Raw genomic sequence first — 24,968 nt, 5'->3', positions numbered from 1 at the left:
GCGGCCTCAGCCGTGGGTCACGGTCGGAAGGTGCGGATCGCTCTGGTGACGCAGCCAGATCGTGGAGAGCGCGGGGAGCGTGATGGTCGCGGTCGACGCATCCGATCCGTCCTCCGGATGGGCCACGACCAGGCCGAGATTGCCGGACCCGCGCCCGCCGAAGGCGGCGGCATCCGAGTTCAGGATCTCCTGCCAGACTCCCTCGCGGGGGAGAGTCAGCCGATACCCGCTGCGCTCGACGCCGGCGAAGTTGCTCACCACGACGAGGCGGCCGCCGTGCGCGTCGCGGCGTTCGAAGGCGATCACCGTCGGATCCCAATCAGGTGCGCCGAGGCGCGAGAACGACGATCCGTCGTTGTCTCTCTCCCACAGCGGTGCCTGCGCGCGATACGTGCGGTTTAGTTCACCCACGAACGCCTGCAGCTGGGCGTGCGAGGGCTGATCGAGAAGCCACCAGTCGAGTTCGCGGGACTCGGACCATTCGGCCAGCTGGCCGAACTCCTGCCCCATGAACAGGAGCTTCTTGCCCGGGTGGCCCCACATGTACGCGAGGTACGCCCGCACGTTCGCGAGCTTGTGCCAGTGGTCGCCCGGCATCTTCGCGAGAAGACTGCCCTTGCCGTGGACCACCTCGTCGTGGCTGATCGGGAGCAGATAGTTCTCGCCGAACGCGTAGACGAACGAGAACGTCATCTCGCCCTCGTGGTGCGAGCGGTACATCGGGTCGCGTTCGATGTACTGCAGCGAGTCGTTCATCCACCCCATGTTCCACTTGAACCCGAAGCCGAGTCCCGCATGGTCGGTGGGAGCGGTCACCCCGGGGAAACTCGTCGACTCCTCGGCGATCATGAGGATGCCGGGGTGCAGTCGGTACGCCGTGGCGTTCACCTCCTGCAGGAACCGGATCGCCTCGAGGTTCTCCCGACCGCCGTGGATGTTGGGCTCCCACTCGCCGTCCTTGCGGGAGTAGTCCAGATACAGCATGGAGGCGACCGCGTCGACCCGCAGCCCGTCGACGTGGAACTCCTGCAGCCAGTACAGGGCGTTCGCGACGAGGAAGCCGCGTACCTCGGGACGACCGTAGTCGAAGATCAGCGTGCCCCAGTCCTGGTGCTCGCCGCGGCGCGGATCCGGATGCTCGTACAGCGGCTGACCGTCGAATCCGGCGAGTGCGAAGGCATCCTTCGGGAAGTGCCCGGGAACCCAGTCCATGATGACGCCGATGCCCGCCTGGTGCAGTCGGTCGATCAGGTAGCGCAGATCGTCGGGGCTGCCGAAACGACTCGTCGCGGCGTAGTAGCCGCTCACCTGATAACCCCAGGACCCGCCGAAAGGATGCTCTGCGAGAGGCATGAACTCGACGTGCGTGAACCCCGCCTCGGTGACATGGGCGATCAGCTGATCGGCGACCTCACGATAGCCGAGGCCCGCGCGCCACGATCCGAGATGGACCTCGTACACCGACAGCGGCTGCGCGACGGCATGCGTGGCGGCCCGGCGGGTCATCCACGCACCGTCGCCCCAGGCGTACGACGACTCGGTGACCACCGAGGCCGTCTCCGGCGGGACCTGCGCGGCCTGCGCCATCGGATCGGCCTTCAGAAGCCAGGCGCCGTTCCGCGAGCGGATCTCGTACTTGTAGATCGATCCGACCGCGACATCGGGGATGAACAGCTCCCAGAGGCCGCTCACGCCCATGGAGCGCATCGCGTGACCCTGACCGTTCCAGCCGTTGAAATCGCCGACGACGCGCACGGCCGTGGCGTTCGGAGCCCAGACCGCAAAAGCGACGCCCGACTCGCCGTCGAAGTCGCGCGGGTGCGCGCCCAGGACCTCCCACAGCCGCTCGTGACGGCCTTCGGCGATCAGATGCAGGTCGAGGTCGCCGAGTGCCGGCGGATGCCGGTAGGGATCGCCGCTGAGCGTCTCCTCGTCGTCGCCGTACGCGGTGGCGATCCGGTACGCCACGGGCGCTCCGTCGTGCTGGCCCTCCCAGATGCCGTGCGCGACGTGCGCGAGGTCGAGGCGGGTGCCGTCGCGGAACACGGCCGCGACGGACGCCGCGAGCGGCCGACGGACGCGGATGACGGTGACGGTGCGATCCGCGGCATCCGTGTGCGGGTGTGCGCCCAGCACCGCATGCGGATCGTGATGCGCCCCCTCGGCGACGGCCGCCCAGTCGGCGGACGACGCGACGTCCTCGAGATAGCTCATGCTCGCTCCTTCACCCTCAGGATGTGCACCGGCTCGTCGAAGGCGTCGAGCCGCACGTAGTTGTGGTCGCTCCACGTCCAGACCGCACCGGTGAGCAGGTCTTCGACCTCGAAGGGCTCGCCCGGTGCGACGCCCCAGATGGTGGTGTCGAGGTGCACGGTGGTCTCCCGCACGGAGTGCGGATCGACGTTGGCGACGACGATGATCGTGTCCGGCCGCCCGGTGCCGGTGAAGGCCGCGTCGAGGTGCTTGCTGTACACGAGGACAGCGTCGTCGTCGCTCCAGTGAGCCGAGAAGTTGCGCAGCTGTCGGAGCGCGGGGTGATCGTGGCGTATCTCGTTGAGCCGACGCAGCAGAGGGGCCAGGGAGTCTCCGGAGCGCTCCGCGCCCTGCCAGTCGCGCACCTTGTACTCGTACTTCTCGTTGTCGATGTTCTCCTCGGAACCGGGGCGCGCCACGTTCTCGAAGAGCTCGTAGCCGGCGTACACGCCGTAGATCGGCGCCGCCGTCGCCGCGATGCAGGCGCGGATGCGGTAGGCGGCTCGTCCGCCGAACTGGAGGTACTCCGTGAGGATGTCGTGCGTGTTCACGAAGAGGTTGGGCCGCATGTAGTCGCTCGTGTCGTGCGCTATCCCGTCGAGGAACTCCTCGAGCTCGGCCTTCGTGTTGCGCCAGGTGAAGTAGCTGTAGCTCTGCTGGAAGCCCACGGCCGCGAGCGCTCGCATCACGGCGGGACGCGTGAACGCCTCGGCGAGGAAGATGACGTCGGGGTCGTCGGCGTTCACGGTCGCGATCAGCCATTCCCAGAACTGCAGGGGCTTGGTGTGCGGGTTGTCGACGCGGAAGATCTTGACGCCCTCGCGCACCCAGTGCCGCACGATCCGCAGCATCTCGGCGTAGATCCCCTCGGGATCGTTGTCGAAGTTCAGCGGATAGATGTCCTGGTACTTCTTGGGCGGGTTCTCCGCGTAGGCGATCGTGCCGTCGGGGAGGGTCGTGAACCACTCCGGGTGCTCGGCGACCCAGGGATGATCCGGAGATGCCTGCAGTGCAAGGTCGAGCGCGACCTCGAGGCTCTCCTTGCGCGCGGCACGGACGAAGGAACGGAAGTCCGCGGGAGTGCCGAGGTCGGGGTGGATCGCGTCGTGCCCGCCGTCCGGCGAACCGATCGCGTACGGAGAGCCGGGGTCGCCCGGCTCCGTGGTCAGCGTGTTGTTGCGTCCCTTGCGGTTGCTCGTGCCGATCGGGTGGATGGGGACGAGGTACACGACATCGAACCCCATCGCGGCGACGCCCGGCAGGCGGCGGGCCGCGGTGCGGAAGGTGCCGCTCTTCACCGTCCCGTCCTTCAGCCTCTTCGCACCCTCGGAGCGCGGGAAGAACTCGTACCAGGCGCCGACTCCGGCGACGGTGCGTTCCACGAGGATCGGGTGGGGCTCCGAGGCCGACCGCAACGAGGTCAGCGGGCGCTCGTCGAAGATCCGGGCGAGCTCGGGATCGACGGAGAGGGCCAGGATGCTATCGCTCTCGGCCGCACGGAGCTCCTGCGCCGTCGCAGCGAGAAGTCGACGCTGCGCGGCCGGGCGGTCCCTCTCTGCGGCGGCCCGGGTGAGCAGGTCCGCCCCGAGCGCGGCCATCACGGGCACGTCCACGCCCGCGGCGACCTTCAGCTCGGTCGCGTGCGCCCAGGTGGCGAAGTCGTCGGAGAACGCCTCGAACCGGAAGGTCCACGTGCCCTGCACATCGATCGCGATGTCCGCTCCCCAGCGATCCGTGCCATCGAGACGCGGGCGCAGGCGATGGAGCGACTGTTCGCCGTCGGGCGCCGTGAGCCGCAGCTGCACGCCGATGAGATCGTGCCCCTCGCGGAACGCGACGACGCTGAACGGCACGACCTCGCCGACGAACGCCTTGGGGGTGAAGCCGCCGGCGACCACGGGGGCGTGATCGAGGAGCGGGATCCGCGCGGTGCGGAGGTCGGGCCCGTCGGGCGCCGCGTCGAGCGGGCGCAAGGGGATCTGGGAGGTGCTCCGGAGAGCTTTCGGACGGGTGCTCGTTCGTGCGGCCACATCCTGACAGTACCGCGATGCCCTGGTGCTCGGAAGCGCGCAGACATGCGGCGCGCCGTGTGCTATTCGACCCGGAAAAGGCGCATCGACGTGCCGGGGACGGGCAGCACGTCCCCGGGCGCGAAGACCTCCTCAGCGGACTCCGGGCGCTCGTCCGCACTCGACCACAGGGAGACGAAGCGCGTGGCTCCCTCGAGCTCCTCGGGCAGGCGGACGTCGATGGGTGACTCCGTCCCGTGCACGATGAGCAGGATGCGGTTCGCGGCCTCCTGATCGGGGGTGGACGCGGCGACGTACTGCAGCGTGCGGTTGCCCGGGTCCGTCCACTGCTCGCTCTCCATGGTCTCGCCGTTCTGGTCGAACCATTCCATGACGGAGGCGTTGGGGATGTGCTCGCCCAGACGGGCATAGCGGCTCGGACGCAGGGCCGGATTCTCGGCGCGCAGCCGGATGAGACGCGTCACGTGCGCGCGCAGATCCTCCTGCCAGGGCTCGGGATCCCAGCTCAACCAGGTCAGGGCGGAATCCTGGGCGTAGGCGTTGTTGTTGCCGCGCTGGGTGCGCCCGACCTCGTCCCCGGCCGTGAGCATGGGGATGCCGGCGGACAGCAGCAGCGTCCCGAGCAGGTTCCGCATGGCCTTGCGGCGCGTCGCGATGATGCCCGCGTCGTCGGTGGGTCCCTCGATGCCGTGGTTGAAGGCGCGGTTCGTGTCGGCGCCGTCGCGGTTGTGCTCGCCGTTGGCCTCGTTGTGTTTGACGTCGTACGACACGAGGTCGTTCAGGGTGAAGCCGTCGTGTGCGGTGACGAAGTTGATGCTCGCGAGCGGTCCGCGTGCCTCGGAGAACGTGTTGGAGGAGCCGGCGAGGCGGGTCGCGAATCCGCCGATGCCCACCGGGGCCGACGCGCGTCGCGCGTAGTCGATGTCGCTGAGCCAGAAGTTGCGGACGCGGTCGCGGTAGCGGTCGTTCCATTCGTGCCAGCCGGTCGGGAAGTTGCCGGTCTGCCAGCCGCCGAGGCCGACGTCCCAGGGCTCGGCGATGAGCTTGGTGTCGCGCAGCACGGGGTCATCGGCGATCGCCGTGAGCAGCGGGTGATCGGGCGTGTAGGTGTGCGAGCCGTCGCGAGCGATCGCGGTCGCGAGGTCGAAGCGGAAGCCGTCGATCTGCATCTCCTGCGCCCAGTAGCGCAGCGAGTCGAGCACGAGCCGGGCTCCGGCGTCCGTCGAGGTATCGAGCGTGTTCCCGCAGCCCGTCGTGTCGACGTATGCCCCGGCGGCGTCCTGCCGGTAGTAGCTCGCATTGTCGATCCCGCGGAGGCTCGAGCGCGGCCCGCCGATGCCCTCCTCGGAGGTGTGGTTGTACACGACGTCCAGGATCACCTCGAGTCCGGCCTCGTGCAGCAGCCGCACCATGCCCTTGAACTCGGCGAGGACAGCCTCGGGACCCCCCTTGCGGGCATCGTCCGTGGCATATGCGGTGTGCGGGGTGAAGAAGTTCAGGGTGTTGTAGCCCCAGTAGTTCGTGAGTCCGCGTTCGAGCAGCCGCGGCTCCGGCACGAAGGCGTGCACGGGGAGAAGCTCGATCGACGTGACACCCAGGTCGCGGAAGTACTGGATCATCGCCGGGTGGGCGAGTCCGGCGTAGGTGCCGTGCAGTGCCGGAGGCATGTCCGGCTGACGCTTGGTGAGCCCCTTCAGGTGCCCCTCGTAGATCACAGTGCGGTCGAGGGGGATGCGCGGCTTGGCGGAATCGCCCCAGTCGAAGCCGTCCTCGATGACCACCGAGCGCCACTCCTCGTAGCCGTCCCCCTGAGCGAGCCCCCGGGCGTAGGGGTCGAGGAGGAGGGTCTCGGGATTGAACGTGTTGCCGGGGCCGTGCGGTCCGCCGACGCGGAGCGCGTAGCGGGTCCCTGGCTGCAGGAGCGGCGTCGTGACCTCCCAGACGCCGCCGGGCAGGCGCTCGAGATCGACCTGGTCCGTGGCCCAGTCGAGGTCCTCCGCGTCGAAGACGACGAGCTCGACGGACGACGCGTTCTGCGACCAGACGCGCAGCGTCCCGACGCCGTCGTGCAGACGCACGCCGAGATCGTCGAGAGTGGTGCCGCCGGGCGCGGCGAGGACTCGATTCGCGGGCATGAGTACACCCTAGAGCGCCGAGCCTGGGTGTCATGACGGGCGACATCCGGTATATCGGAGCGGGAAGGCCGGAGCGTGCGCCCGAGAAATGGGGGAGAGTGGAAGGATGCAGCACTATCTCGACCACGCGGCGACCACTCGGTTGCGCCCCGAGGCCCGCGACGCCTGGGTGCGCGCGAGCGAGCTGGTCGGGAACGCGTCGTCGACCCACGGCGCCGGTCAGGGTGCGCGAAGACTCCTCGAGGAGTCGCGTGAGCGCCTCGCCGCCGTCCTCGGATGCGATCCGATCGAGGTCGTGCTCACCTCGGGCGGCACCGAGTCGATCAACCTCGCACTGAAGGGGCTCTGGTCGGCGCGCGCGGGCGGCACCGACGCGATCGTGCTGCCGGATGCCGAGCACCACGCGACCATGGACACCGTCGAGGCCCTCGTGTCGGCGGGCGCCGTCGCACGAGGTGTACGGGTGTCGTCGACGGCGGCGATCGACGTCGCGGACTTCCGGGATCGGCTGCCGGGCGCCGCCCTCGCGACCGCGCTCGTCGCGAACAACGAGGCGGGGACCCTGAACGACTCCGCAGCGCTTGCGGCATCCGCCGCCGAGGCGGAGGTGCCGCTGCACCTCGACGCCGTCGCCGCGCTGGGGCACGTGCCCATCTCGTTCCGCGGACTGCGCGCGGAGGCGGCGGCCGGTAGCGGACTCGTCGCCCTCAGCATCGCGGGGCACAAGGTCGGCGCCCCGGTGGGTGTCGGGGCGCTGGTCGTCTCCCGGACCGCCCGGCTCAGTGCGCTGCTCCACGGTGGCGCTCAGCAGCGCGGCTTGCGCGCGGGAACCCAGGATGTCGCGGGAGCCGCGGCGTTCGCCGTCGCCGTCGAGCTCGCGGAGTCCGAGCGTGAGACCGAGCATCGTCGCCTCTCGGCGCTGCGCGAGCGGCTGGTCTCCGGCATCCTGACCCGCGTGCCCGTTGCGGAGCTGCTGGGCGATCCCGCGCACCGACTCCCGGGCAACGCGCACGTGCTCTTCCCCGGGGCGGTGGGGGAGAGCCTGCTGTTCCTGCTGGACATGCACGGAATCGCCGCATCGACCGGATCGGCGTGCCAGGCCGGTGTCGCCGAACCCTCGCACGTCGTGACGGCCATGGGACGCAGCGAGCAGGACGCCCGCAGCGTGCTGCGCTTCACCCTCGGGCGGACCTCCACGGCGGCCGATGTGGATGCCGTCCTCGCGGCGATCGCGGACGTCTACGCCCGGGCATCCGGGTCCGGTCCAGGCGAGCGCTCGTAGACTGGTCGTATGAGGATCCTCGCGGCCATGAGCGGTGGCGTCGACTCCGCCGTCGCGGCCGCGCGTGCCGTCGAGGCGGGGCACGACGTCGTCGGCGTGCACCTCGCGCTCTCGCGTGCGGGCGGCACGTTGCGCACCGGCAGTCGCGGCTGCTGCACGATCGAGGACGCGCTGGACGCGCGGCGGGCTGCCGACGTGCTCGGCATCCCCTTCTACGTGTGGGACTTCTCCGAGCGTTTCCGCGACGACGTGATCGCCGACTTCGTGTCGGAGTACCAGGCCGGACGCACCCCGAACCCCTGCATGCGCTGCAACGAGAAGATCAAGTTCGCCGCGCTGCTGGAGCGCGCGATCGAGCTGGGCTTCGACGCTGTGTGCACGGGCCACTACGCCACGCTCGTCCAGACGGAGACCGGGCTCGAGCTGCACCGCGCGGCCGACAACGCGAAGGACCAGTCCTACGTCCTCGGCGTGCTGACGGCCGACCAGCTCGCGCACACGTATTTCCCGCTGGGAACCACGCCGTCGAAGGCGATCGTGCGCGCCGAGGCCGCGGAGCGCGGGCTGAGCGTTGCACAGAAGCCGGACAGCCACGACATCTGCTTCATCCCGGACGGCGACACGCGCGGATGGCTCGCCGAGAAGGTCGGCACAGCGACGGGTGAGATCGTGGATCGGACCGGCGCCGTCGTGGGGTCGCACGAGGGCGCGCATGCGTTCACGGTAGGGCAGCGGCGCGGGCTCAAGCTCGGAGTGCCGGCCCCCGATGGCAAGCCTCGCTTCGTCCTCGAGGTGCGCCCCGTCTCGAACACGGTCGTGGTGGGTCCCAAGGAGGCGCTCGCGACGCGGGAGATCGCAGGGGAGCGGTTCAGTTGGGCGGGCGCATCGCCTGTCGCGGCGGAGTTCGCCTGCGACGTGCAGATCCGAGCGCACGCCGAACCCGTGCCGGCTCGGGCGACGGTGTCTGACCTCGGAGTCACGGTCGTTCCCGACGGGCCGCTCGACGGCGTGGCTCCCGGACAGACCGCGGTGCTGTACGTCGGCACGCGCGTGCTCGGTCAGTTCACGATCGACCGCACGGTCTCGGCGGTGCCGGTCGAGGCGTAGCGCCCCCTGTCGATGTCGGTCGTCGCTCGTAGACTGAGCGGGTGCCGCAGAACATCTCGCTGGAAGACGCCCGTACCGAGGCCGAGGAGCTGACGACCCGGATCCTCGAGGCGAAGGACGCGTACTACGGGCGCGACACCTCGCTCGTCGATGACGCCACGTACGACGGGTGGATGCACCGCCTCGAGGAGCTCGAGCGGGTGCATCCCGAACTCCAGGGCCAGGACTCGCCGACGCAGATGGTGGGTGCGGCCGAGGCGACCGGTCTCGCGACGATCGAGCACGCCGAGCGGATGCTCAGCCTCGACAACGTCTTCTCGATCGAGGAGCTCCGCGACTGGGCCGCCAAGACACGCGCTTCGGCGGGCCGCGACGTCGACTGGCTCACCGAGCTGAAGATCGACGGCCTCGCTATCAACCTGCGGTACGAGAACGGGCGGCTGACGTCGGCGGCGACGCGCGGCGACGGCCGTGTGGGCGAGATCGTCACGGAGAACGCCCTGCGTCTCCCCATGATCCCGGCGCAGCTGAGCGGCACGGGGCATCCGTCCATCGTCGAGGTCCGCGGTGAGGTCTTCATCCCGGTGGCGGCGTTCGAGCGGTTGAACGCCGCACAGGCCGAGTTCCGCGAGCGCGCGTACGACGAGGCGCTCTCGCGCTGGGAGGCGCGGGGCGGCGTGAAGAAGCCCTTCGATGAGGAGAAGGCTCGCACGGCTGCTGCTCGCCGGTTCCCGTCCTTCGCCAATCCCCGCAACGCCGCGAGCGGAGGGCTGCGCCAGCAGATCGACAAGAAGAACGGGATGGAGCTCGAGGCGGGTCTGCTCCGCATCGAGTCGCTCGACCTCTACGTGCACGGCATCGGGGCGTGGGAGAACCCGCCCGTTGCGGCGCAGAGCCAGGTCTACGAGCTTCTCGCCGAGTGGGGACTGCCGACGAGCCCGCACACCAAGGTGTGCACGACGGTCGACGAGGTCGTCGAATTCGTCGAGTACTTCGGCGAGCACCGTCACGACATCGAGCACGAGCTCGACGGCATCGTGGTCAAGGTCGACGAGCTCGCGCTGCACGACGAGCTCGGGGCGACGAGCCGCGCTCCGCGCTGGGCGATCGCGTACAAGTATCCGCCCGAGGAGGTGCAGACGAAGCTCCTCGACATCGTCGTGTCGGTGGGTCGCACCGGCCGTGCCACACCGTTCGCGGTGATGGCGCCGGCGCACGTCGCGGGGTCCGTCGTGCGACAGGCGACCCTGCACAACAAGGACGTCGTCAAGGCGAAGGGGGTGCTCATCGGCGACACGGTCGTGCTGCGCAAGGCCGGAGACGTGATCCCCGAGGTCCTCGGCCCTGTGGTCGAGAAGCGCGACGGCACCGAGCGTGAATTCGTGATGCCCGCCGACTGCCCCGAGTGCGGCACGCCGCTGCGGCCCATGAAGGAGGGCGACATCGACTTGCGGTGCCCGAACGCCCGGTCGTGCCCCGCCCAGGTGCGTGGTCGTGTCGAGCACATCGGCTCTCGCGGCGGTCTCGACATCGAGGCGCTCGGTGAGGTGACGGCCGCCGCGCTGACGCAGCCGACTTCGCCGTCGACGCCTCCGCTCGAGACCGAGGCGGGACTGTTCGCACTCACTCTCGAGCAGATCGTGCCGATCGAGCTCGTCGTGCGGGACGCGGATACGGGGCTGCCCAAGGAGGACGAGGACGGACTCGTGAAGACCCGGGCACCGTTCCGGCGGAACCCCACGTCCGCCGAGAAGAAATCCGGCGTGGACGGCCCGCAGCCCTCCTCGCAGGCCGTCACGCTGCTCGCAGAGCTCGAGAAGGCCAAGACCAAGGACCTCTGGCGTCTGCTCGTCTCGCTCAACATCCGTCACGTCGGACCGTCCGCGGCGCGAGCGCTGGCGCAGTGGTTCGGGTCGCTCGACGCGATCCGCGCGGCGTCCCGAGACGAACTCGCGGCGGTGGAGGGCGTCGGCGGCATCATCGCCGATTCCCTGCTCGCCTGGTTCGAGGTCGACTGGCACCAGGAGATCGTTCGGCAGTGGACGGATGCCGGTGTGCAGTGGGCGACCCCGGGACATCCGGGACCGGGCGGAGCCGTCGCGGAAGGCGGCGTCCTCGAGGGGTTGACGGTCGTTGCGACCGGTTCGCTCGACGGCTACACGCGCGACGGTGCTCAGGAGGCGATCATCCAGGCCGGGGGCAAGGCCGCGTCGAGCGTGTCCAAGAAGACGGACTTCGTCGCCGCGGGCCCGGGCGCGGGGTCGAAGCTCGCGAAGGCCGAGGAGCTCGGCATCCGCGTGTTGGACGCCGCCCAATTCCGCATCCTCGTGACCGAAGGACCGGACGCTCTCGGATGAGGCGCTACGGACCGCTGCTCGCCGTCCCCGGTGCACTCGCGGTCGGCGACCCCGGTCGGCATCATCTCCGGTTGACGCCCGACGCCGTGGTCGTGCGCGAAGGGATCGAGAACCGCGGGATCATCCCGTGGGATCGGGTCGAACGGATACGGCTGGATGTGCCGACCACGAGGTTCCGCCTGCCCGGACTCGTCGGCACGATCGTCCTCGGGGCGGCATCCGCGCTCGCACAGACCGACATCGGCGCCGATCCCGAGGACGGCACGCTCACGATCACCGTGGACGGTGACCCGCAGACCTCACCACTCAGCCGGCATCATGTCGGTGGATACTGGACTCCCACCGTCGATGGCGCGCACCGCCTGCTCGACCACCTCGTCGCATCCCCAGAGCAGCGGGTGCTGCTGGCGCACCCGGAGTCGCTGGTGAGCGTCTCAGCCACACTCGCGCGCCGCGCAACGCTGCCTGACGCCTGACGTGCTCCGGCAGTCGTCAGACGGCGCGGGTCAGAGGATCACGTGCTTCGGAGCCATGCGATCAGTCGATCGCACTCCTCTGTGACCGCTTTCCTCTGGCGGGCGGACACGTCGTCGAGGTAGTCGACGGCGACGGAGTCATCGGCGCCCAGCGCCCATGTCGCCGCGACCTGTCCATCGACGAGCACGGTGCGCCGGCCGCCGATCACCAGCCCCAGGCGATCATCGGCGATCACACGCCGACGGTCGGTGTGAGCGAGCAGGACGTTGTCGAATTCCGGGAGCAGTCGGACCGGCACGTCGTTGTCGGCGCCCGGGCGGGGCGCGTCCGGCAGGTCGAACAGTTCGCGTCCCGCCTCGTCGCGAAAGGTAACGAGGAGCCCGCGAAGGCGCTCGAAGACGCCGGCGAGACGGGTCAGGCCCGACCACTGCTGAGCGTCCATCACCGTCGCGGGGCCGAAGGCGCGCAGGTACCTCACGACGACATCCTCGAGGTCGACGGCGCGCTGCTCGCGTCCCACCCACTGATCGAGCGTCGCGCATACTGCCCGCCCGCTCGAGCGCCACAGCCCCCGGGGCGGAACTTGGACCAACGGGAGGGACAGTCGGAGCGCGTTGCCCAGCACGGTGTGCGATGCATCCGGCCAGCGCTCGCGCAGGACGGTGCCGACATCGGCAGTACTGAGAGGACCCGAAGCCAGCACGGCACGGCCGGCTGCGGCCAGTTCGTCCGTGTCGACCTGGGCCTCGCGCAGTGGTTTCGCGAAAGGCCCGCTCCGCAACTCCCTGTCGAGCCTGGGCTGGAGGTGGGGTCTCAACCCGAGTGCATCGGTGGAGGTGACGAGATGGATCGTGCCGCGCATCAGCAGGATCCGCACCGCCGCCCTGTCGGTGAGCAGGCCCTCGAGCGCCTCCGGCCGGAAACCCTGCAGGCGGGCCCAGAGCCCGATGTACGGGGAGCGCGGCTCCTGTGCCTGGAGTCCCACGAGATGGTCGATCGCGGCGAGTGCCGGAATGTCCGCACGCTCGTCGAGCATCTGACGCGCGAGCAGCGCCCTGTTGAGATCCTTCGTCCCGAGTGTCACCACGGGCTCAGGGTATCCGCCGGTCGTTCTCGACGGGATGCCAGGACGTCAGAGCACCCGCGACATCCGCAGCTCGTGGAGCCCCTCGACACTGCCACCCTCCCCGAACTTCTCGGCGCCGTCGACGGCCCAGCCGTGGGCTCGGTAGAAGCCGATCGCACGTTCATTGCCGTTCAAGACCCAGAGGTAGCCGCGTGCCCATCCCTCGGCCCGCAGGGCGTCTTCGGCGCGCCGGATCAGCGCATGCCCGATGCCCTGCGACCAGGCATCCGGATGTGCATACAGGCCGGCGATCTCACCCTGCTCGCGCAGATCCTCGTCCCGTCCGCCGCCGAAGCTCGCCCATCCGACGATGCGACCGTCGAGTTCCGCGACGACCAGCCGATGGGGGACGGGACCGTAGGCGTCGGTGGACTCCCCGGCCAGGGAACGCTCGATCCAGGTGGTCCACATCTCCGTTCGCGCGTCGACGCTCTGCCGGTCGAGCACGTCCTGGTCGATGAGTCCCGCGTATGCGGAGCGCCAGGAATCCACATGCACGACGGCCACGCCGCGCGCGTCTCGGACGGTCGCGTCTCTGATCACCAGCATCCGGTCACCCTAGCGCGGGCGCGGCTGCGGAGCGGGGGACCGACACTCCGCAGAACAGGGGGATGCCGCGGCGTGTCGCTCGCGCCATCCGAAACTGTGCCCGGGGCCCAGCCGATCGAGGGGACCTCTCAGACCATCTGGGTCACGAGTCGTGGTGGCGTTGGAGCAGACGCTCCGAGATGGCGAATCCCAGACGGCGGTACAGCGGCACGGCCCGCTCGCTCGAGTGGACGACGATCCGCGGAGCGCCCTGATCCACTGCCGCGGCGCGAGCTGCCTCGACGAGCATCGATCCGACTCCCTGCCCACGGGACGTGGGCACCACGTACACGCTCTGGACATCAGCAGACAATCGTCGGAGATTCCCTGGGCGCGGCACGCGCGGGACGAGCGCTAACCAGGCGGCGCCGATAGCCTGGCCGGACGGCGACCGGGCGATGTACGCGGAGTGGTTCGCGCCATTCTCCGCCCACCACGACGTCATTTCCTGCGTGAAGGCACGCAGCTCGGGGTCCGTGGGCTCGCGTCCCTCGGCGTCGAGCCATTTCAGACGTGCGAGATCGATGGCGGACTCGAGTGCCGCCCGCTCGATCCGCACCTCTGTCACGGTCAGCCCTTGTGGCGCGGCTTGCGTGCCGGGCGGTCGTCGCGAGTCGGACGGTCGTCGCGGCGGTCGTAGCGCGGACGCTCGTCACGACGCTCGAAGCGGTCGCGACCGCCCTCACGGGGTGCACGGCGGGCGCCAGGACCGCGATCCGGCTTGATCTCGATCAGGCGGCCCGAGATCCTCGTGTCGCTCAACTTGGCGAGCACCGCCGGGTCGAGGTTTGCGGGCAGCTCGACGATCGAGAAGTCCGGGCGGATGTTGATCGCGCCGAAGTCGTCGCGGCCGAGGCCGCCCTCGTTCGCGAGCGCTCCGACGATCTGACGCGGCTCGACGCGGTGGCGGCGACCGACCTCGATGCGGTAGGCCGCGTAGTCGCCGCGCCCGCGCCGCTCACGCGGTTCGCGGTTCTCCCGCGGTTCACGGGTCGTACGCTCACGCGGCGGACGGTTGTCGTACTCGACGGCGCGTGCAAGGGCGTCGTCCTGAGGATCCAGCAGGAGCGGCTGGTCTCCCTGAGCGACCACGGCGAGCGCCGCCGCGACATCCGCCTCCGGCACGTCGTGGTTGCGCACGTAGTGGGCGATGATGTCACGGAACTTCTCGATGCGCGATGCGTCGCCGAGCGCGGTGGTGATCGCGTCGTCGAAACGCGCAAGACGCGTCGTGTTCACGTCGTCGGTCGTCGGCAGCTGCATCTGGGTCGGCTGCTGACGTGTGGCCTTCTCGATGTGCTTGAGCAGATAGCGCTCGCGCGGGGTGATGAAGCTGATCGCATCACCCGTGCGACCGGCGCGGCCGGTGCGGCCGATGCGGTGCACGTACGACTCCGTGTCCGTCGGGATGTCGAAGTTCACCACGTGGCTGATGCGCTCGACGTCGAGACCACGAGCGGCGACATCCGTGGCGACAAGGATGTCGAGCTTGCCGTCCTTGAGCTGATTCACGCTGCGCTCGCGCTGCACCTGCGGCACGTCGCCGTTGATCGCGGCGGCCGAGTAGCCGCGGGCTCGGAGCTTTTCGGCGAGGGTCTCGGTCTCGTTCTTCGTCCGGACGAAGACGATCATGCCGTCGAAGTTCTCGACCTCGAGGATGCGCGTGAGCGCATCGACCTTCTGCGCATACGACACCACGAGGTAGCGCTGCGTGATGTTCGTGTTCGTCGCCGTCTTCGACTTGATCGTGATCTCCTCGGGATCACGGAGGTACTGCTGCGCGAGGCGACGGATCTGCGCCGGCATCGTGGCCGAGAACAGGGCGACCTGCTTCTCCACGGGCGTCTGCGCAAGGATCTGCTCGACGTCCTCCGCGAAGCCCATCTTGAGCATCTCGTCGGCCTCGTCGAGCACGAGATACTGGAGCTCCGAGAGGTCGAGCGTGCCCTTGGCGAGGTGGTCCATGATGCGACCCGGGGTGCCGACGACGACATGCACGCCGCGTCGGAGGGCCGACAGCTGCACGCCGTACCCCTGACCGCCGTAGACGGGCAGCACGTGGACGCCCTTCATCTTCGAGGCGTAGGACTCGAAGGCCTCGCAGACCTGGAGTGCGAGCTCACGGGTCGGGGCGAGCACGAGCGCCTGCGGCGTCTTCTGAGACACGTCGAGCCGCTCGAGCACGGGCAGCGCGAACGCGGCCGTCTTTCCGGTGCCGGTCTGGGCCATGCCGACCACGTCGCGGCCGGAGAGCAGCGTCGGGATGGTCGCGGCCTGGATGGGCGAGGGTGTCTCGTATCCGAGATCCTTGATGGACTTGAGGACGGGCCCGGTGATCCCGAGCTCCTCGAATCCGGGGGTCGAGGGGGTGTCGGTGGGCGCAGCGTCTTCAGGAGTCACTGATCAAGGGTAGCGTCTCGCGACGCGCGCCACCTGGTGATGCGTTCAGGACCCGCTGGTGAGAGCGAGCAGCTTCTCCTTCACCTGGCGCCGCAGCACTTTGCCGATCAGGGACTTCGGCAGTTCGTCGACCACGAACACGCGGCGGGGCACTTTGTACGGCGTGAGGATGCTGCGTGCGTACTCACGCACGGCCTCGACGTCGATATCCGCACCGGGGTCGACGACGATCGCCGCCACGACCTCCTCTCCGGAGTGCTCGCTGGGGAGTCCGATGACGGCGGCGTCCACGACCTGCGGATGCTGTCGCAGGGCGTTCTCGACCTCCGTGGGCGCGACGTTGAAGCCGCCGGTGATGATGAGCTCCTTGATGCGGTCGACGATGCGGATGAAGCCGGCCTCGTCGACCGTGACGATGTCGCCGGTGCGGAACCAGCCGTCCACGAACACCGCTTCGGTCTCCTCGGGCTTGCCGTAGTACCCGGAGAACACCTGCGGACCGCGCACGACCAGCTCACCGGCCGAACCCGAGGCAACGTCGGCGGAGGGGTTCTCGGGATCGACGACACGGCACTCGGTACCGGGCAGCGGAAGCCCGACGGTGCCGGGGACGCGGTTGTCGGCGACCGGGTTCGCCATCAGGACGGGGGAGCACTCGCTGAGGCCGTATCCCTCGACGAGGTAGCCGCCGGTCGCCTGCTCGAACGGCACGACGAGCTCGTGGGGGAGAGCCATGGCTCCCGAGATGGCGACCTCGATTCCCGCGAGCGACACGCCCTTCGTCTGGGCGGCGCGCAGAAGACGGTCGGCGATCGGCGGCACGAGGGGCAGGAACGTCGCGGGATGCTTCTTCATGACGTCGAGCACGAGGTCGGGGTCGAACTTCGGGAACAGCACGAGGCGTGCGCCCATCGACATCGCGAACGTGAGGCACAGCGTGAGGCCGTATGCGTGGAACATCGGCAGCACGGCGTAGACGACGCATCCCTTGCCCCGCTGGATGGAGGGCACCCAGGCCTGGGCCTGCGCGGCGTTCGCGAGGAGGTTGCGGTGCGTGAGAGATGCGCCCTTCGGCGTTCCGGTCGTGCCGGAGGTGTACTGGATGATCGCGAGGTCGTCGGTCGCAGGCTTCGGGTGCGAGGCGGGCAGCGGCTGCGAGCCCACGATCGTGTCCCAGGTGACGGTGCCGCGCACGCGCTCGGTCAGTGCGGCGCGCGACTCACGCGCCTTCGCGACGGGCAGGCGCAGCGCCACCCGGGTCAGGAACGGCATGGCGCGGGTGACGTCGACCGACACGAGGTTCGTGACGGCGAGGTCGGTGGGGAAGTCCTGCACGGTCGAGACGATCTTGTTCCAGACGATCGCGTGCTTGGCGCCGTGGTCCTCGAACTGCTTGCGCAGCTCCCGGGGGGTGTAGAGCGGATTGTGCTCGACGACGACCGCGCCGAGCCGCAGCACGGCGTAGAACGCCACGATGTGCTGCGGGCAGTTGGGCAGGACGATCGCGACCGGGTCCCCGGCGCGCACCCCGAGTTCGCGGAGTCCGGCGGCGGCGCGATCGATCGCGTCCTGCATGTCCGCATAGGTGGTCTCGCGCCCGAAGAACTGCAGGGCGGGAGCATCCGGGTAGTCACGGGCGGAGGCCGCGACGATGTCGATCAGCGATCCGGAGACCGGGGCGAGGTCGTCGGGGACGCCGTCCGCGTAGCTGGCGATCCACGGGCGAGGAGGCTCATACGTGCTCACGTGCCCAGCATAGGGCGGTGCCCCCTCGACTGCGGGTGACGTCCGGGGCGCTGACTAGACTGGAGGGGTGTCTGAAATCACCCCTGATCTTGTGCGCCATCTCGGCGTGCTCGCGCGCATCCAGCTGAACGACGACGAGGTGACGCGGCTCACGGGTCAGCTCGACGCCATCGTCGACAACATCGCGAAGGTGTCGGAGGTCGCGACCGCCGACGTCGCGGCGACGAGCCACCCGATCCCGCTGAGCAACGTCTTCCGCCCCGACGTGGTCGGGCAGACGCTCACGCATGAGCAGGTGCTGCAGAACGCACCCGACCAGGCCGACGGCCGGTTCCGCGTGACCGCGATCCTGGGAGAAGAGCAGTGAGCGACATCATCCGCCTGACCGCGGCCGAACTGGCCGAGAAGCTCGCCTCCCGGGAGATCTCGAGCGTCGAGGCCACGCAGGCCCACCTCGACCGGATCGCCGCCGTGGATGGCGACGTGCACGCCTTCCTGCACGTGAACGAGGGTGCGATCGCGGCGGCCTCCGAGATCGACGCCCGTCGCGCGGCGGGGGACGAGCTCGGCCCGATCGCCGGCGTGCCGCTCGCGATCAAGGACGTCCTCGTCACGACCGATCAGCCCACGACCAGCGGATCGCGCATCCTCGAGGGGTACCGCTCGCCGTACGACGCCACGGTCGTCGCCCGCTCGCGCGCCGCGGGTCTCGTGCCGCTCGGCAAGACCAACATGGACGAGTTCGCGATGGGCTCGTCGACCGAGCACTCCGCTTACGGGCCGACGCGCAACCCCTGGGACCTCGACCGGATCCCCGGCGGATCCGGCGGCGGTTCGGCAGCCGCCGTCGCGGCCTTCGAGGCACCACTCGCGCTCGGCTCCGACACGGGCGGTTCCATCCGTCAGCCCGCCCATGTGACCGGCACGGTGGGCGTCAAGCCGACCTACGGCGGTGTGAGCCGGTACGGTGCGATCGCACTGGCGTCTAGCCTCGACCAAGTCGGCCCCGTCACGCGCACCGTGCTCGACGCTGGTCTGCTGCACGACGCGATCGGGGGACACGACCCGAAGGACTCCACCTCGCTCACCGACGCGTGGCCGTCGTTCGCCCAGGCGGCCCGGGACGGCGCTCGCGGAGACGTCCTCAAGGGCCTCAAGGTGGGCGTGATCCGCGAGCTCCCCGACAGCGGTTTCCAGCCCGGCGTCGCCGAGTCGTTCCGCAGCGCGCTGGCATTGATGGAGGCCCAGGGAGCGGAGATCGTCGAGGTCGGTGCGCCGCACTTCGAATACGGCGTCGCCGCGTACTACCTGATCCTCCCGGCGGAGGCGTCGAGCAACCTCGCGAAGTTCGACTCCGTGCGCTTCGGCCTCCGGGTCACGCCCGACGGCAACCCGACCGTCGAGGACGTCATGTCCGCGACCCGCGACGCGGGCTTCGGCGACGAGGTCAAGCGCCGCATCATCCTCGGCACCTACGCGCTCTCGGCGGGATACTACGACGCCTACTACGGCAGCGCGCAGAAGGTCCGCACCCTGATCCAGCAGGACTTCGCGAACGCGTTCGCCGACGTCGACGTCATCGCCACGCCGTCCGCTCCGACGACGGCCTTCAAGCTCGGCGAGAAGATCGACGACCCACTGCAGATGTACCTGAACGACATCACCACGATCCCGGTGAACCTCGCCGGTGTTCCCGGCATTTCGATCCCCAGCGGTCTCGCCTCGGACGACGGACTGCCCGTCGGCATCCAGTTCATCGCCCCGGCCCGTGAGGATGCGCGGCTGTACCAGGTGGGCGCCGCCCTCGAGACCCTGCTCGTCGACTCGTGGGGAGCACCGCTCCTCACCCGTGCACCCCAGCTCGTGGGAGGGACCCGCTGATGGCCGCTGCCAAGCTCATGGACTTCGACAAGGCGCTGGAGCTGTTCGAGCCCGTCCTCGGGTTCGAGGTGCACGTCGAGCTCAACACGAACACGAAGATGTTCTCGGATGCGCCGAACCCGGCCAACGAGCTCTACCACGCGGCCGAGCCGAACACGCTCATCGCCCCGGTCGACCTCGGCCTGCCCGGATCGCTTCCGGTCGTCAACGAGACGGCGATCCGCTCGTCGATCAGCCTCGGCCTCGCGCTCGGCTGCTCGATCGCCGAGTCGAGTCGCTTCGCGCGGAAGAACTATTTCTACCCCGACCTCGGCAAGAACTACCAGATCTCGCAGTACGACGAGCCGATCGCGTTCGAGGGGTCGGTCGAGGTCGAACTCGAGGACGGCACGCTCGTCACGATCCCGATCGAGCGCGCGCACATGGAGGAGGATGCCGGCAAGCTGACCCACATGGGCGGCGCGACCGGACGCATCCAGGGCGCCGAGTACTCGCTGGTCGACTACAACCGAGCGGGAGTGCCGCTCGTCGAGATCGTCACCAAGACGATCTTCGGCGCCGAGCACCGCGCACCCGAGGTCGCGAAGGCCTACGTGGCCGCGATCCGCGACATCGTCCGGGGCCTGGGTATCTCCGAGGCGCGACTCGAACGCGGCAACCTGCGCTGCGACGCGAACGTCTCGCTGCGTCCGCGCGGAGTCGAGAAGCTCGGCACCCGCACCGAGACCAAGAACGTCAACTCGATGCGCTCGGTCGAGCGTGCGGTCCGCTACGAGATCCAGCGCCAGGCGCAGATCCTCGCCGACGGCGGCACCATCACGCAGGAGACGCGGCACTGGCACGAGGACACCGGCACGACATCGCCGGGACGTCCGAAGTCGGATGCCGACGACTACCGCTACTTCCCCGAGCCCGACCTGCTGCCCGTGCAGCCGGCGCGCGAGCTCGTCGAGGAACTGCGCGCCGCCCTGCCGGAGCAGCCGGTCGCGCGTCGCCGCCGCCTGATGGGCGAGTGGGGGTTCACCGACCTCGAGTTCCAGGACGTCCGCAACGGCGGTCTCGTCGAGGTCGTCGAGGCGACCGTCGCCGCCGGTGCGACGCCCGCCTCCGCGCGCAAGTGGTGGACGGGCGAGATCACCCGCCTCGCGAACGCGCGGGAGAAGGATGCGACCGACCTTGTCTCGCCCGAGAACGTCGCCGCGCTGCAGAAACTCGTGGATGCGGGGACGCTGACCGACAAGCTGGCGCGTCAAGTGCTCGAGGGCGTCATCGCCGGCGAGGGCACGCCGCAGCAGGTCGTGGATGCCCGTGGTCTGGCGGTCGTCTCGGACGACGGCGCGCTGATCGCCGCGATCGACGAGGCGCTCGCGGCCCAGCCCGACATCCTCGCGAAGATCAAGGACGGCAAGGTCCAGGCGGCGGGAGCCGTGATCGGCGCCGTCATGAAGGCGATGAAGGGCCAGGCCGACGCCGCACGCGTGCGCGAACTGGTCCTGGAGCGCGCGGCACAGTGATCTGTCGGCGGACTCGACGGCCCGCGGGTCGCCGGGTCCGCCGGACCGGTTGTCCCCGGCCCGAGGGACAATGGATTCATGGGTCACGGTGACGGCAGAGGGCGGATGGTGTCGTCCGCCGATGCCGACGACACCGGCACCCGCATCCTGCACGTCGACATGGACGCGTTCTATGCGGCCGTCGAGGTGCTCGACGACCCCAGTCTGCACGGACTGCCGCTGATCATCGGCTCCCCGGACGGTCGGTCCGTGGTGTCCAGCGCCTCCTACGAAGCGCGACGCTACGGCGTGCGCTCAGCCATGCCGGTGTCCCAGGCGGTGCGACTGTGCCCGACCGCGCGCATCGTGCCCCCGCACTTCCACCGCTATCAGGAGGTCTCGCGCCAGGTCATGGCGATCTTCGAGTCCTTCACCCCGCTCGTCGAGCCGCTCTCGGTCGACGAGGCGTTCCTCGATGTGCAGGGCGTACGCCGGCTGTGGGGGAGCCCCGCGCAGATCGCGCAGCTCGTGCGCGACCGCGTGCAGGCGGAGGTGGGCATCACGTGCAGCGTCGGCGTCGCAGCGACCAAGCACGTCGCCAAGATGGCGTCGACGATCGCCAAGCCCGACGGGATGCTCGTGATCGCAGCCCGCGACACGCAGGCGTTCCTCGATCCACGGCCCGTGCGAGCCATGTGGGGCGTGGGGCCGAAGGCCGCAGAGGCGCTGGAGGGGCGCGGCATCCGCACGATCCGCGACATCCGGGAATCCTCCAGCGACATGCTCGATCGCGCCGTCGGTCCTGCGCTCGGCTCCCGTCTGGTCGCGCTGTCCCGCGGGGAGGACGCACGCGCGGTCGAGACCGAGCGCATAGAGAAGAGCATCGGCCACGAGGAGACCTTCGACGTCGACGTCACGGACCGGATCTTCCTCGGGGCGGAGCTCATGCGACTCGCCGATCGCGTCGCCGCTCGACTGCGCCGTGCGGAGTGGGAAGCGGCGACCGTGTCGATCAAGGTGCGGTTCGACGATTTCCGCACGCTGACGCGTTCCCAGACGCTGCCGGAGCCGACCGCGGTCGGGCAGCGCATCGGCGAGGCCGCGCGCGGCCTGTTCGCACAGATCGATCGCCGTGATCCCATCCGACTCGTGGGCGTCCGCGCGGAGAACCTCCGGCCCGCGGGTGGCGGCGGAATCGCGCTCTGGGACGACGACGAGGACTGGCGTCGCGTGGAAGGCGCGATGGATGACGCCGTCGCACGCTTCGGCAACGCGTCCATTACGCGGGCGAGGCACATCGGGAGAGGCGACGGGCGCGGCGCCGCTCGGCATCCCCAAGACCACGGCGTCGATTGACCCTGCTTTTCGCCGGGTCCTGGACTAGCGTGGACGCATGCCCAACATCGCACTGGAACTCGGCAAGCAGGCAGCGGACTTCGGCGTCAAGAGCGCTTACGGCGAACCGCAGGACGTCGACGGAGTGAGCATCACACCCGTCGCCTTCACGTACTCGGGTTTCGGCGGGGGCAGCGGCGACGGCGCCGAAGGCGGCGGGGGCGGGGGCATCTCCGTTCCGGTGGGCGTCTACGTGCGTCGTGAGGAAGGGCTGCGGTTCGAGCCCAACATCGTGACCCTGCTCGTCGTCGCCGTGCCGTTCGTCTGGGTCGCCGGACGCGCGCTCTCCCGCATCATCCGTGCGCTCAAGAAGTGACGATCCGGTCGCGGCGGCTCTCGATGACGCCGCGACACTGATCGTCGCGGACATCCGTGCGGTGGCCGCCACCAACCCGGTGGTGCTCGTCGACGGACGCAGTGGGGCGGGGAAGACATCGCTCGCGAGACTCCTGGTGGACCGGTGGCCGGTGCGCGGCCGCGTGCAGCTCATCGCACTCGACTCGATCTACCCCGGCTGGGACGGCCTCGAATCGGGCGTGGAGCGGGCTCTCGACGGCATCCTCCGCCCGCACGGCCGGGGCCTGCTCGGAACGTGGAACCGCTGGGACTGGGAGCACGAGCGGGATGCGGAGAGCCACGCCGTCGACCCGTCGCTGAGCCTGCTCGTCGAAGGCAGCGGCATCCTGACACCCGCCACAGCCGCGATCGCCGACGTGCGCATCTGGGTCGATTCCGGCGTCGAGTCGCGCAAGCGGCGGGCGCTCGCACGGGACGGCGACACCTATCGACCGCACTGGGACCGCTGGGCCCGCCAGGAGGAGTCGCACCTGCGAAGGGACGATCCCCGATCGCTCGCGACCCGGATCGTTACGATCCCCTGAGAGGCCCGGCGCCGTGCTCAGGATCCGTCGAGCTCGTCGGCAGCCTGGACGATGACCTCGAGACGGTATCCGAGCCAGTCGTAGATGCCGTATCTCGCGTCCTCGGGGTCATGGTCGTCGTCGCGTTCGATGCCCAGTCGAGCGGCGATCACGAGACGCAGCGCCGCGAGCGTGCGCAGCCAGGCATCCGCATCCGCCGCCGTCAGCGTGACATCGAGTTCGATGAACGCCTCGGCCTCGGTCAGCTCGTCGTCGGTGCGTACGGCGGACAACGCATGACGCACGACCTCGGCATCGTGCAGTCGGCGGTCGAAGAGGTCTGCGCGGGTCGCCTCGCGGAACTCCCGCGCGGCCTCTGCATCGCCCGGGTACGCATCCGGCGCGAGCCGATTCACTGCCGGGTCGGAGAGATCGCGGTCCGATCCGACGAGTTCGACGAAGTCATCCACCAACCTCGACAACTGGATGCCCTCGATCCGCGCCATCCGCATCGCGATCGTCGCGCTCACGAGCCGACCTTCCGCACGGTGGCCCAGAGTCCGTAGTCGTGCATGGCCTGCGCATGCACCTCCATGGTCTCGCGGGGGCCCGTCGAGACGATCGCATGCCCGTCGTGATGAACCGAGAGCATGAGCCGCGTCGCATGATCGGTCGAGTAGCCGAAGTACGTGCGGAAGACCCGCACGACATAGCTCATCAGGTTGACCGGATCGTTCCAGACGACGACCTCCCAGGGGTCCATCGGAGCAGCCGAAAGGTCCAGATCCTGATCGATGTCCGGGCTCGCGAGCGGGGTCATGCCCACCCCAGCTCGTGCAGCTGCTCGTCATCGATGCCGTAGAAGTGCGCGATCTCATGCACGAGGGTCGTGTGGACCTCATCGCGCAACTCGTCCTCGTCGTCGCACGCGGCCAGATGCGGTTCGCGATACACGACGATCCTGTCCGGAAGCTCGCCCATCCCGTACTGGGTCCTCTCGGTCAGCGCCAGTCCGTCGTAGAGGCCGAGCAGATCGAGACTGCCGTCCTCCGGTCGGTCCTCGACCACGAACGCGACGTTGTCGAGTCCCTCGACCATGTCGTCGGGCAGTCGGTCGAGCTCGTCGATCACGAGCTCTTCGAAGGCAGCAGCATCCATCTCCATCGCCTACAGCCTATGACGCGCACCTCGGGGACGGTCGCCGGCGGTCAATGAAGGAACACCAGCAACGCGGCGACACCGATGAACAGGGCGCCGAACACGCTGTTGAGCGTGCGCTGACCGCGGGCGGAACGTGTGAGCCGACGGAAGGGGCGGGCCGCCGCGGCGAAGAACCCCCACATGACCAGCACGTCGACGACGATCACCGTGATGATGAGGGTCACGTACTGGGGGAGCTGCGGTTCGTCGAGGCGCACGAACTGGGGGATGAACGCGAGGAAGAAGACGATCGCCTTCGGGTTGAGGAGGTTCACCCAGAAGCCGCGCCGGATCATCGACCAGTGTCCCTCTCGTGCGTCGACCTCGTCTTCCGGGCTCGTGCGCAGGTTCGGACGCGTGAGGATCAGGCGGACGCCGAGGTACACGAGATAGGCCGCCCCCGCGTAGCGGATGACGGTGAACAGGATCTCGGAGCGGGCGACGATGAGTCCGACGCCGGCTGCGACGATGACGACGTGCACGATCAGGGCGAGCTGTTGTCCGATGATTCCCCAGATCGAGCGCCGCCAGCCTTGGCTCAGCGCGTTCGACATCGTGTTGATCGCGCCTGCTCCCGGAGTGAAGCTGATGACCACGCACGCGGCGAGGAGGGAGAACTAGACGGCGGGCGACACGTG

The 24,968-nt window shown here is 69.3% G+C and carries 22 protein-coding genes; 10 read left to right on the top strand and 12 right to left on the bottom strand.

Annotated elements, in window-relative coordinates; genetic code table 11:
• Positions 1–6: 6 nt before the first annotated feature.
• From glgB to glgX, 3 genes are all read right to left on the bottom strand, one after another.
• Positions 7–2,214 carry a 1,4-alpha-glucan branching protein GlgB gene (gene glgB, locus AKH00_RS02100; RefSeq protein ID WP_050721051.1) on the bottom strand — a complete coding sequence of 736 codons (2,208 nt, stop codon included), beginning with the start codon at positions 2,212–2,214 and terminating at the stop codon, positions 7–9.
• The gene (locus AKH00_RS02095; RefSeq protein WP_082297353.1) at positions 2,211–4,283 is read right to left on the bottom strand and encodes an alpha-1,4-glucan--maltose-1-phosphate maltosyltransferase; all 2,073 of its coding nucleotides are present in this window, start codon (positions 4,281–4,283) and stop codon (positions 2,211–2,213) included. The genes glgB and AKH00_RS02095 overlap by 4 nt, the downstream gene beginning before the upstream one ends.
• Before the next feature lie 62 nt (positions 4,284–4,345).
• Positions 4,346–6,418: a glycogen debranching protein GlgX gene (glgX, locus tag AKH00_RS02090; RefSeq protein ID WP_050721050.1), complete on the bottom strand. Its 2,073-nt coding sequence runs from the start codon at positions 6,416–6,418 to the stop codon at positions 4,346–4,348.
• A gap of 106 nt (positions 6,419–6,524) precedes the next feature.
• Between glgX and AKH00_RS02085 the strand changes: the two genes are divergently transcribed.
• From AKH00_RS02085 to AKH00_RS02070, 4 genes are read left to right on the top strand one after another with little or no spacing between them, the layout of a single operon-like run.
• On the top strand, positions 6,525–7,700 hold the full coding sequence (locus AKH00_RS02085; protein WP_050721049.1) for a cysteine desulfurase family protein: 1,176 nt from the start codon (positions 6,525–6,527) through the stop codon (positions 7,698–7,700).
• A 9-nt stretch (positions 7,701–7,709) separates the two neighbouring features.
• Complete coding sequence (gene mnmA / locus AKH00_RS02080) at positions 7,710–8,807, top strand: tRNA 2-thiouridine(34) synthase MnmA (RefSeq protein ID WP_082297352.1); 1,098 nt, start codon at positions 7,710–7,712, stop codon at positions 8,805–8,807.
• A 41-nt stretch (positions 8,808–8,848) separates the two neighbouring features.
• Positions 8,849–11,164: an NAD-dependent DNA ligase LigA gene (gene ligA / locus AKH00_RS02075; protein WP_050721047.1), complete on the top strand. Its 2,316-nt coding sequence runs from the start codon at positions 8,849–8,851 to the stop codon at positions 11,162–11,164.
• A complete protein-coding gene (locus AKH00_RS02070) occupies positions 11,161–11,640 on the top strand; it encodes a hypothetical protein (RefSeq protein WP_050721046.1) in 480 nt (159 codons plus the stop codon). The genes ligA and AKH00_RS02070 overlap by 4 nt, the downstream gene beginning before the upstream one ends.
• Positions 11,641–11,678: 38 nt before the next feature.
• On the opposite strand, the gene AKH00_RS02065 is transcribed toward AKH00_RS02070, so the two are convergent.
• The 5 genes from AKH00_RS02065 to AKH00_RS02045 form a co-directional block, all read right to left on the bottom strand.
• Positions 11,679–12,728 carry a winged helix DNA-binding domain-containing protein gene (locus AKH00_RS02065; protein WP_200903783.1) on the bottom strand — a complete coding sequence of 350 codons (1,050 nt, stop codon included), beginning with the start codon at positions 12,726–12,728 and terminating at the stop codon, positions 11,679–11,681.
• 45 nt (positions 12,729–12,773) lie between these two features.
• Positions 12,774–13,316, bottom strand: coding sequence for a GNAT family N-acetyltransferase (locus AKH00_RS02060; RefSeq protein WP_050721045.1), 543 nt, complete (start codon positions 13,314–13,316; stop codon positions 12,774–12,776).
• Between the two features lie 142 nt (positions 13,317–13,458).
• Positions 13,459–13,923, bottom strand: coding sequence for a GNAT family N-acetyltransferase (locus AKH00_RS02055; RefSeq protein ID WP_050721044.1), 465 nt, complete (start codon positions 13,921–13,923; stop codon positions 13,459–13,461).
• 2 nt (positions 13,924–13,925) lie between these two features.
• Positions 13,926–15,755 (bottom strand): DEAD/DEAH box helicase, encoded by a 1,830-nt coding sequence (locus AKH00_RS02050; protein WP_050721043.1) that lies wholly within the window; start codon positions 15,753–15,755, stop codon positions 13,926–13,928.
• A 45-nt stretch (positions 15,756–15,800) separates the two neighbouring features.
• Entirely contained in the window at positions 15,801–17,501 is a 1,701-nt protein-coding gene (locus AKH00_RS02045) for a long-chain-fatty-acid--CoA ligase (protein ID WP_050721042.1), read from the bottom strand.
• A 67-nt stretch (positions 17,502–17,568) separates the two neighbouring features.
• On the opposite strand from AKH00_RS02045, the gene gatC reads away from it, so the two are divergent.
• The 6 genes from gatC (at position 17,569) to AKH00_RS02015 (ending at position 23,151) form a co-directional block, all read left to right on the top strand.
• Complete coding sequence (gene gatC / locus AKH00_RS02040; RefSeq protein WP_050721041.1) at positions 17,569–17,868, top strand: Asp-tRNA(Asn)/Glu-tRNA(Gln) amidotransferase subunit GatC; 300 nt, start codon at positions 17,569–17,571, stop codon at positions 17,866–17,868.
• Complete coding sequence (gatA, locus tag AKH00_RS02035; RefSeq protein ID WP_050721040.1) at positions 17,865–19,382, top strand: Asp-tRNA(Asn)/Glu-tRNA(Gln) amidotransferase subunit GatA; 1,518 nt, start codon at positions 17,865–17,867, stop codon at positions 19,380–19,382. The genes gatC and gatA overlap by 4 nt, the downstream gene beginning before the upstream one ends.
• A complete protein-coding gene (gene gatB, locus AKH00_RS02030; RefSeq protein WP_050721039.1) occupies positions 19,382–20,896 on the top strand; it encodes an Asp-tRNA(Asn)/Glu-tRNA(Gln) amidotransferase subunit GatB in 1,515 nt (504 codons plus the stop codon). The genes gatA and gatB overlap by 1 nt, the downstream gene beginning before the upstream one ends.
• 78 nt (positions 20,897–20,974) lie before the next feature.
• Positions 20,975–22,231, top strand: coding sequence for a DNA polymerase IV (dinB, locus tag AKH00_RS02025; RefSeq protein WP_050721038.1), 1,257 nt, complete (start codon positions 20,975–20,977; stop codon positions 22,229–22,231).
• A 37-nt stretch (positions 22,232–22,268) separates the two neighbouring features.
• A complete protein-coding gene (locus AKH00_RS02020; RefSeq protein WP_050721037.1) occupies positions 22,269–22,586 on the top strand; it encodes a hypothetical protein in 318 nt (105 codons plus the stop codon).
• Positions 22,570–23,151: a hypothetical protein gene (locus AKH00_RS02015; protein WP_082297350.1), complete on the top strand. Its 582-nt coding sequence runs from the start codon at positions 22,570–22,572 to the stop codon at positions 23,149–23,151. Before AKH00_RS02020 ends, AKH00_RS02015 begins: the two co-directional genes overlap by 17 nt.
• Positions 23,152–23,168: 17 nt before the next feature.
• Here AKH00_RS02015 and AKH00_RS02010 read toward each other — a convergent pair whose 3' ends face one another.
• Genes AKH00_RS02010 through AKH00_RS01995 form a run of 4 tightly spaced genes read right to left on the bottom strand, consistent with a single transcriptional unit; the run spans position 23,169 to position 24,926 of the window.
• On the bottom strand, positions 23,169–23,660 hold the full coding sequence (locus AKH00_RS02010; RefSeq protein ID WP_235556657.1) for a DUF2017 family protein: 492 nt from the start codon (positions 23,658–23,660) through the stop codon (positions 23,169–23,171).
• On the bottom strand, positions 23,657–23,950 hold the full coding sequence (gene clpS / locus AKH00_RS02005; RefSeq protein ID WP_050721992.1) for an ATP-dependent Clp protease adapter ClpS: 294 nt from the start codon (positions 23,948–23,950) through the stop codon (positions 23,657–23,659). The genes AKH00_RS02010 and clpS overlap by 4 nt, the downstream gene beginning before the upstream one ends.
• Positions 23,947–24,294, bottom strand: a complete 348-nt coding sequence (locus AKH00_RS02000) for a metallopeptidase family protein (protein WP_050721036.1) — start codon at positions 24,292–24,294, stop codon at positions 23,947–23,949. Before AKH00_RS02000 ends, clpS begins: the two co-directional genes overlap by 4 nt.
• Before the next feature lie 44 nt (positions 24,295–24,338).
• On the bottom strand, positions 24,339–24,926 hold the full coding sequence (locus tag AKH00_RS01995) for a LysE family transporter (protein WP_235556656.1): 588 nt from the start codon (positions 24,924–24,926) through the stop codon (positions 24,339–24,341).
• Positions 24,927–24,968 lie beyond the last annotated feature (42 nt).

It is taken from the genome of Microbacterium sp. GCS4 (assembly GCF_001262495.1).
Taxonomy (GTDB): Bacteria; Actinomycetota; Actinomycetes; order Actinomycetales; family Microbacteriaceae; genus Microbacterium.
Note: the sequence above shows the minus strand (reverse complement) of the source record. Positions and strands in the feature narration are given on the sequence as shown.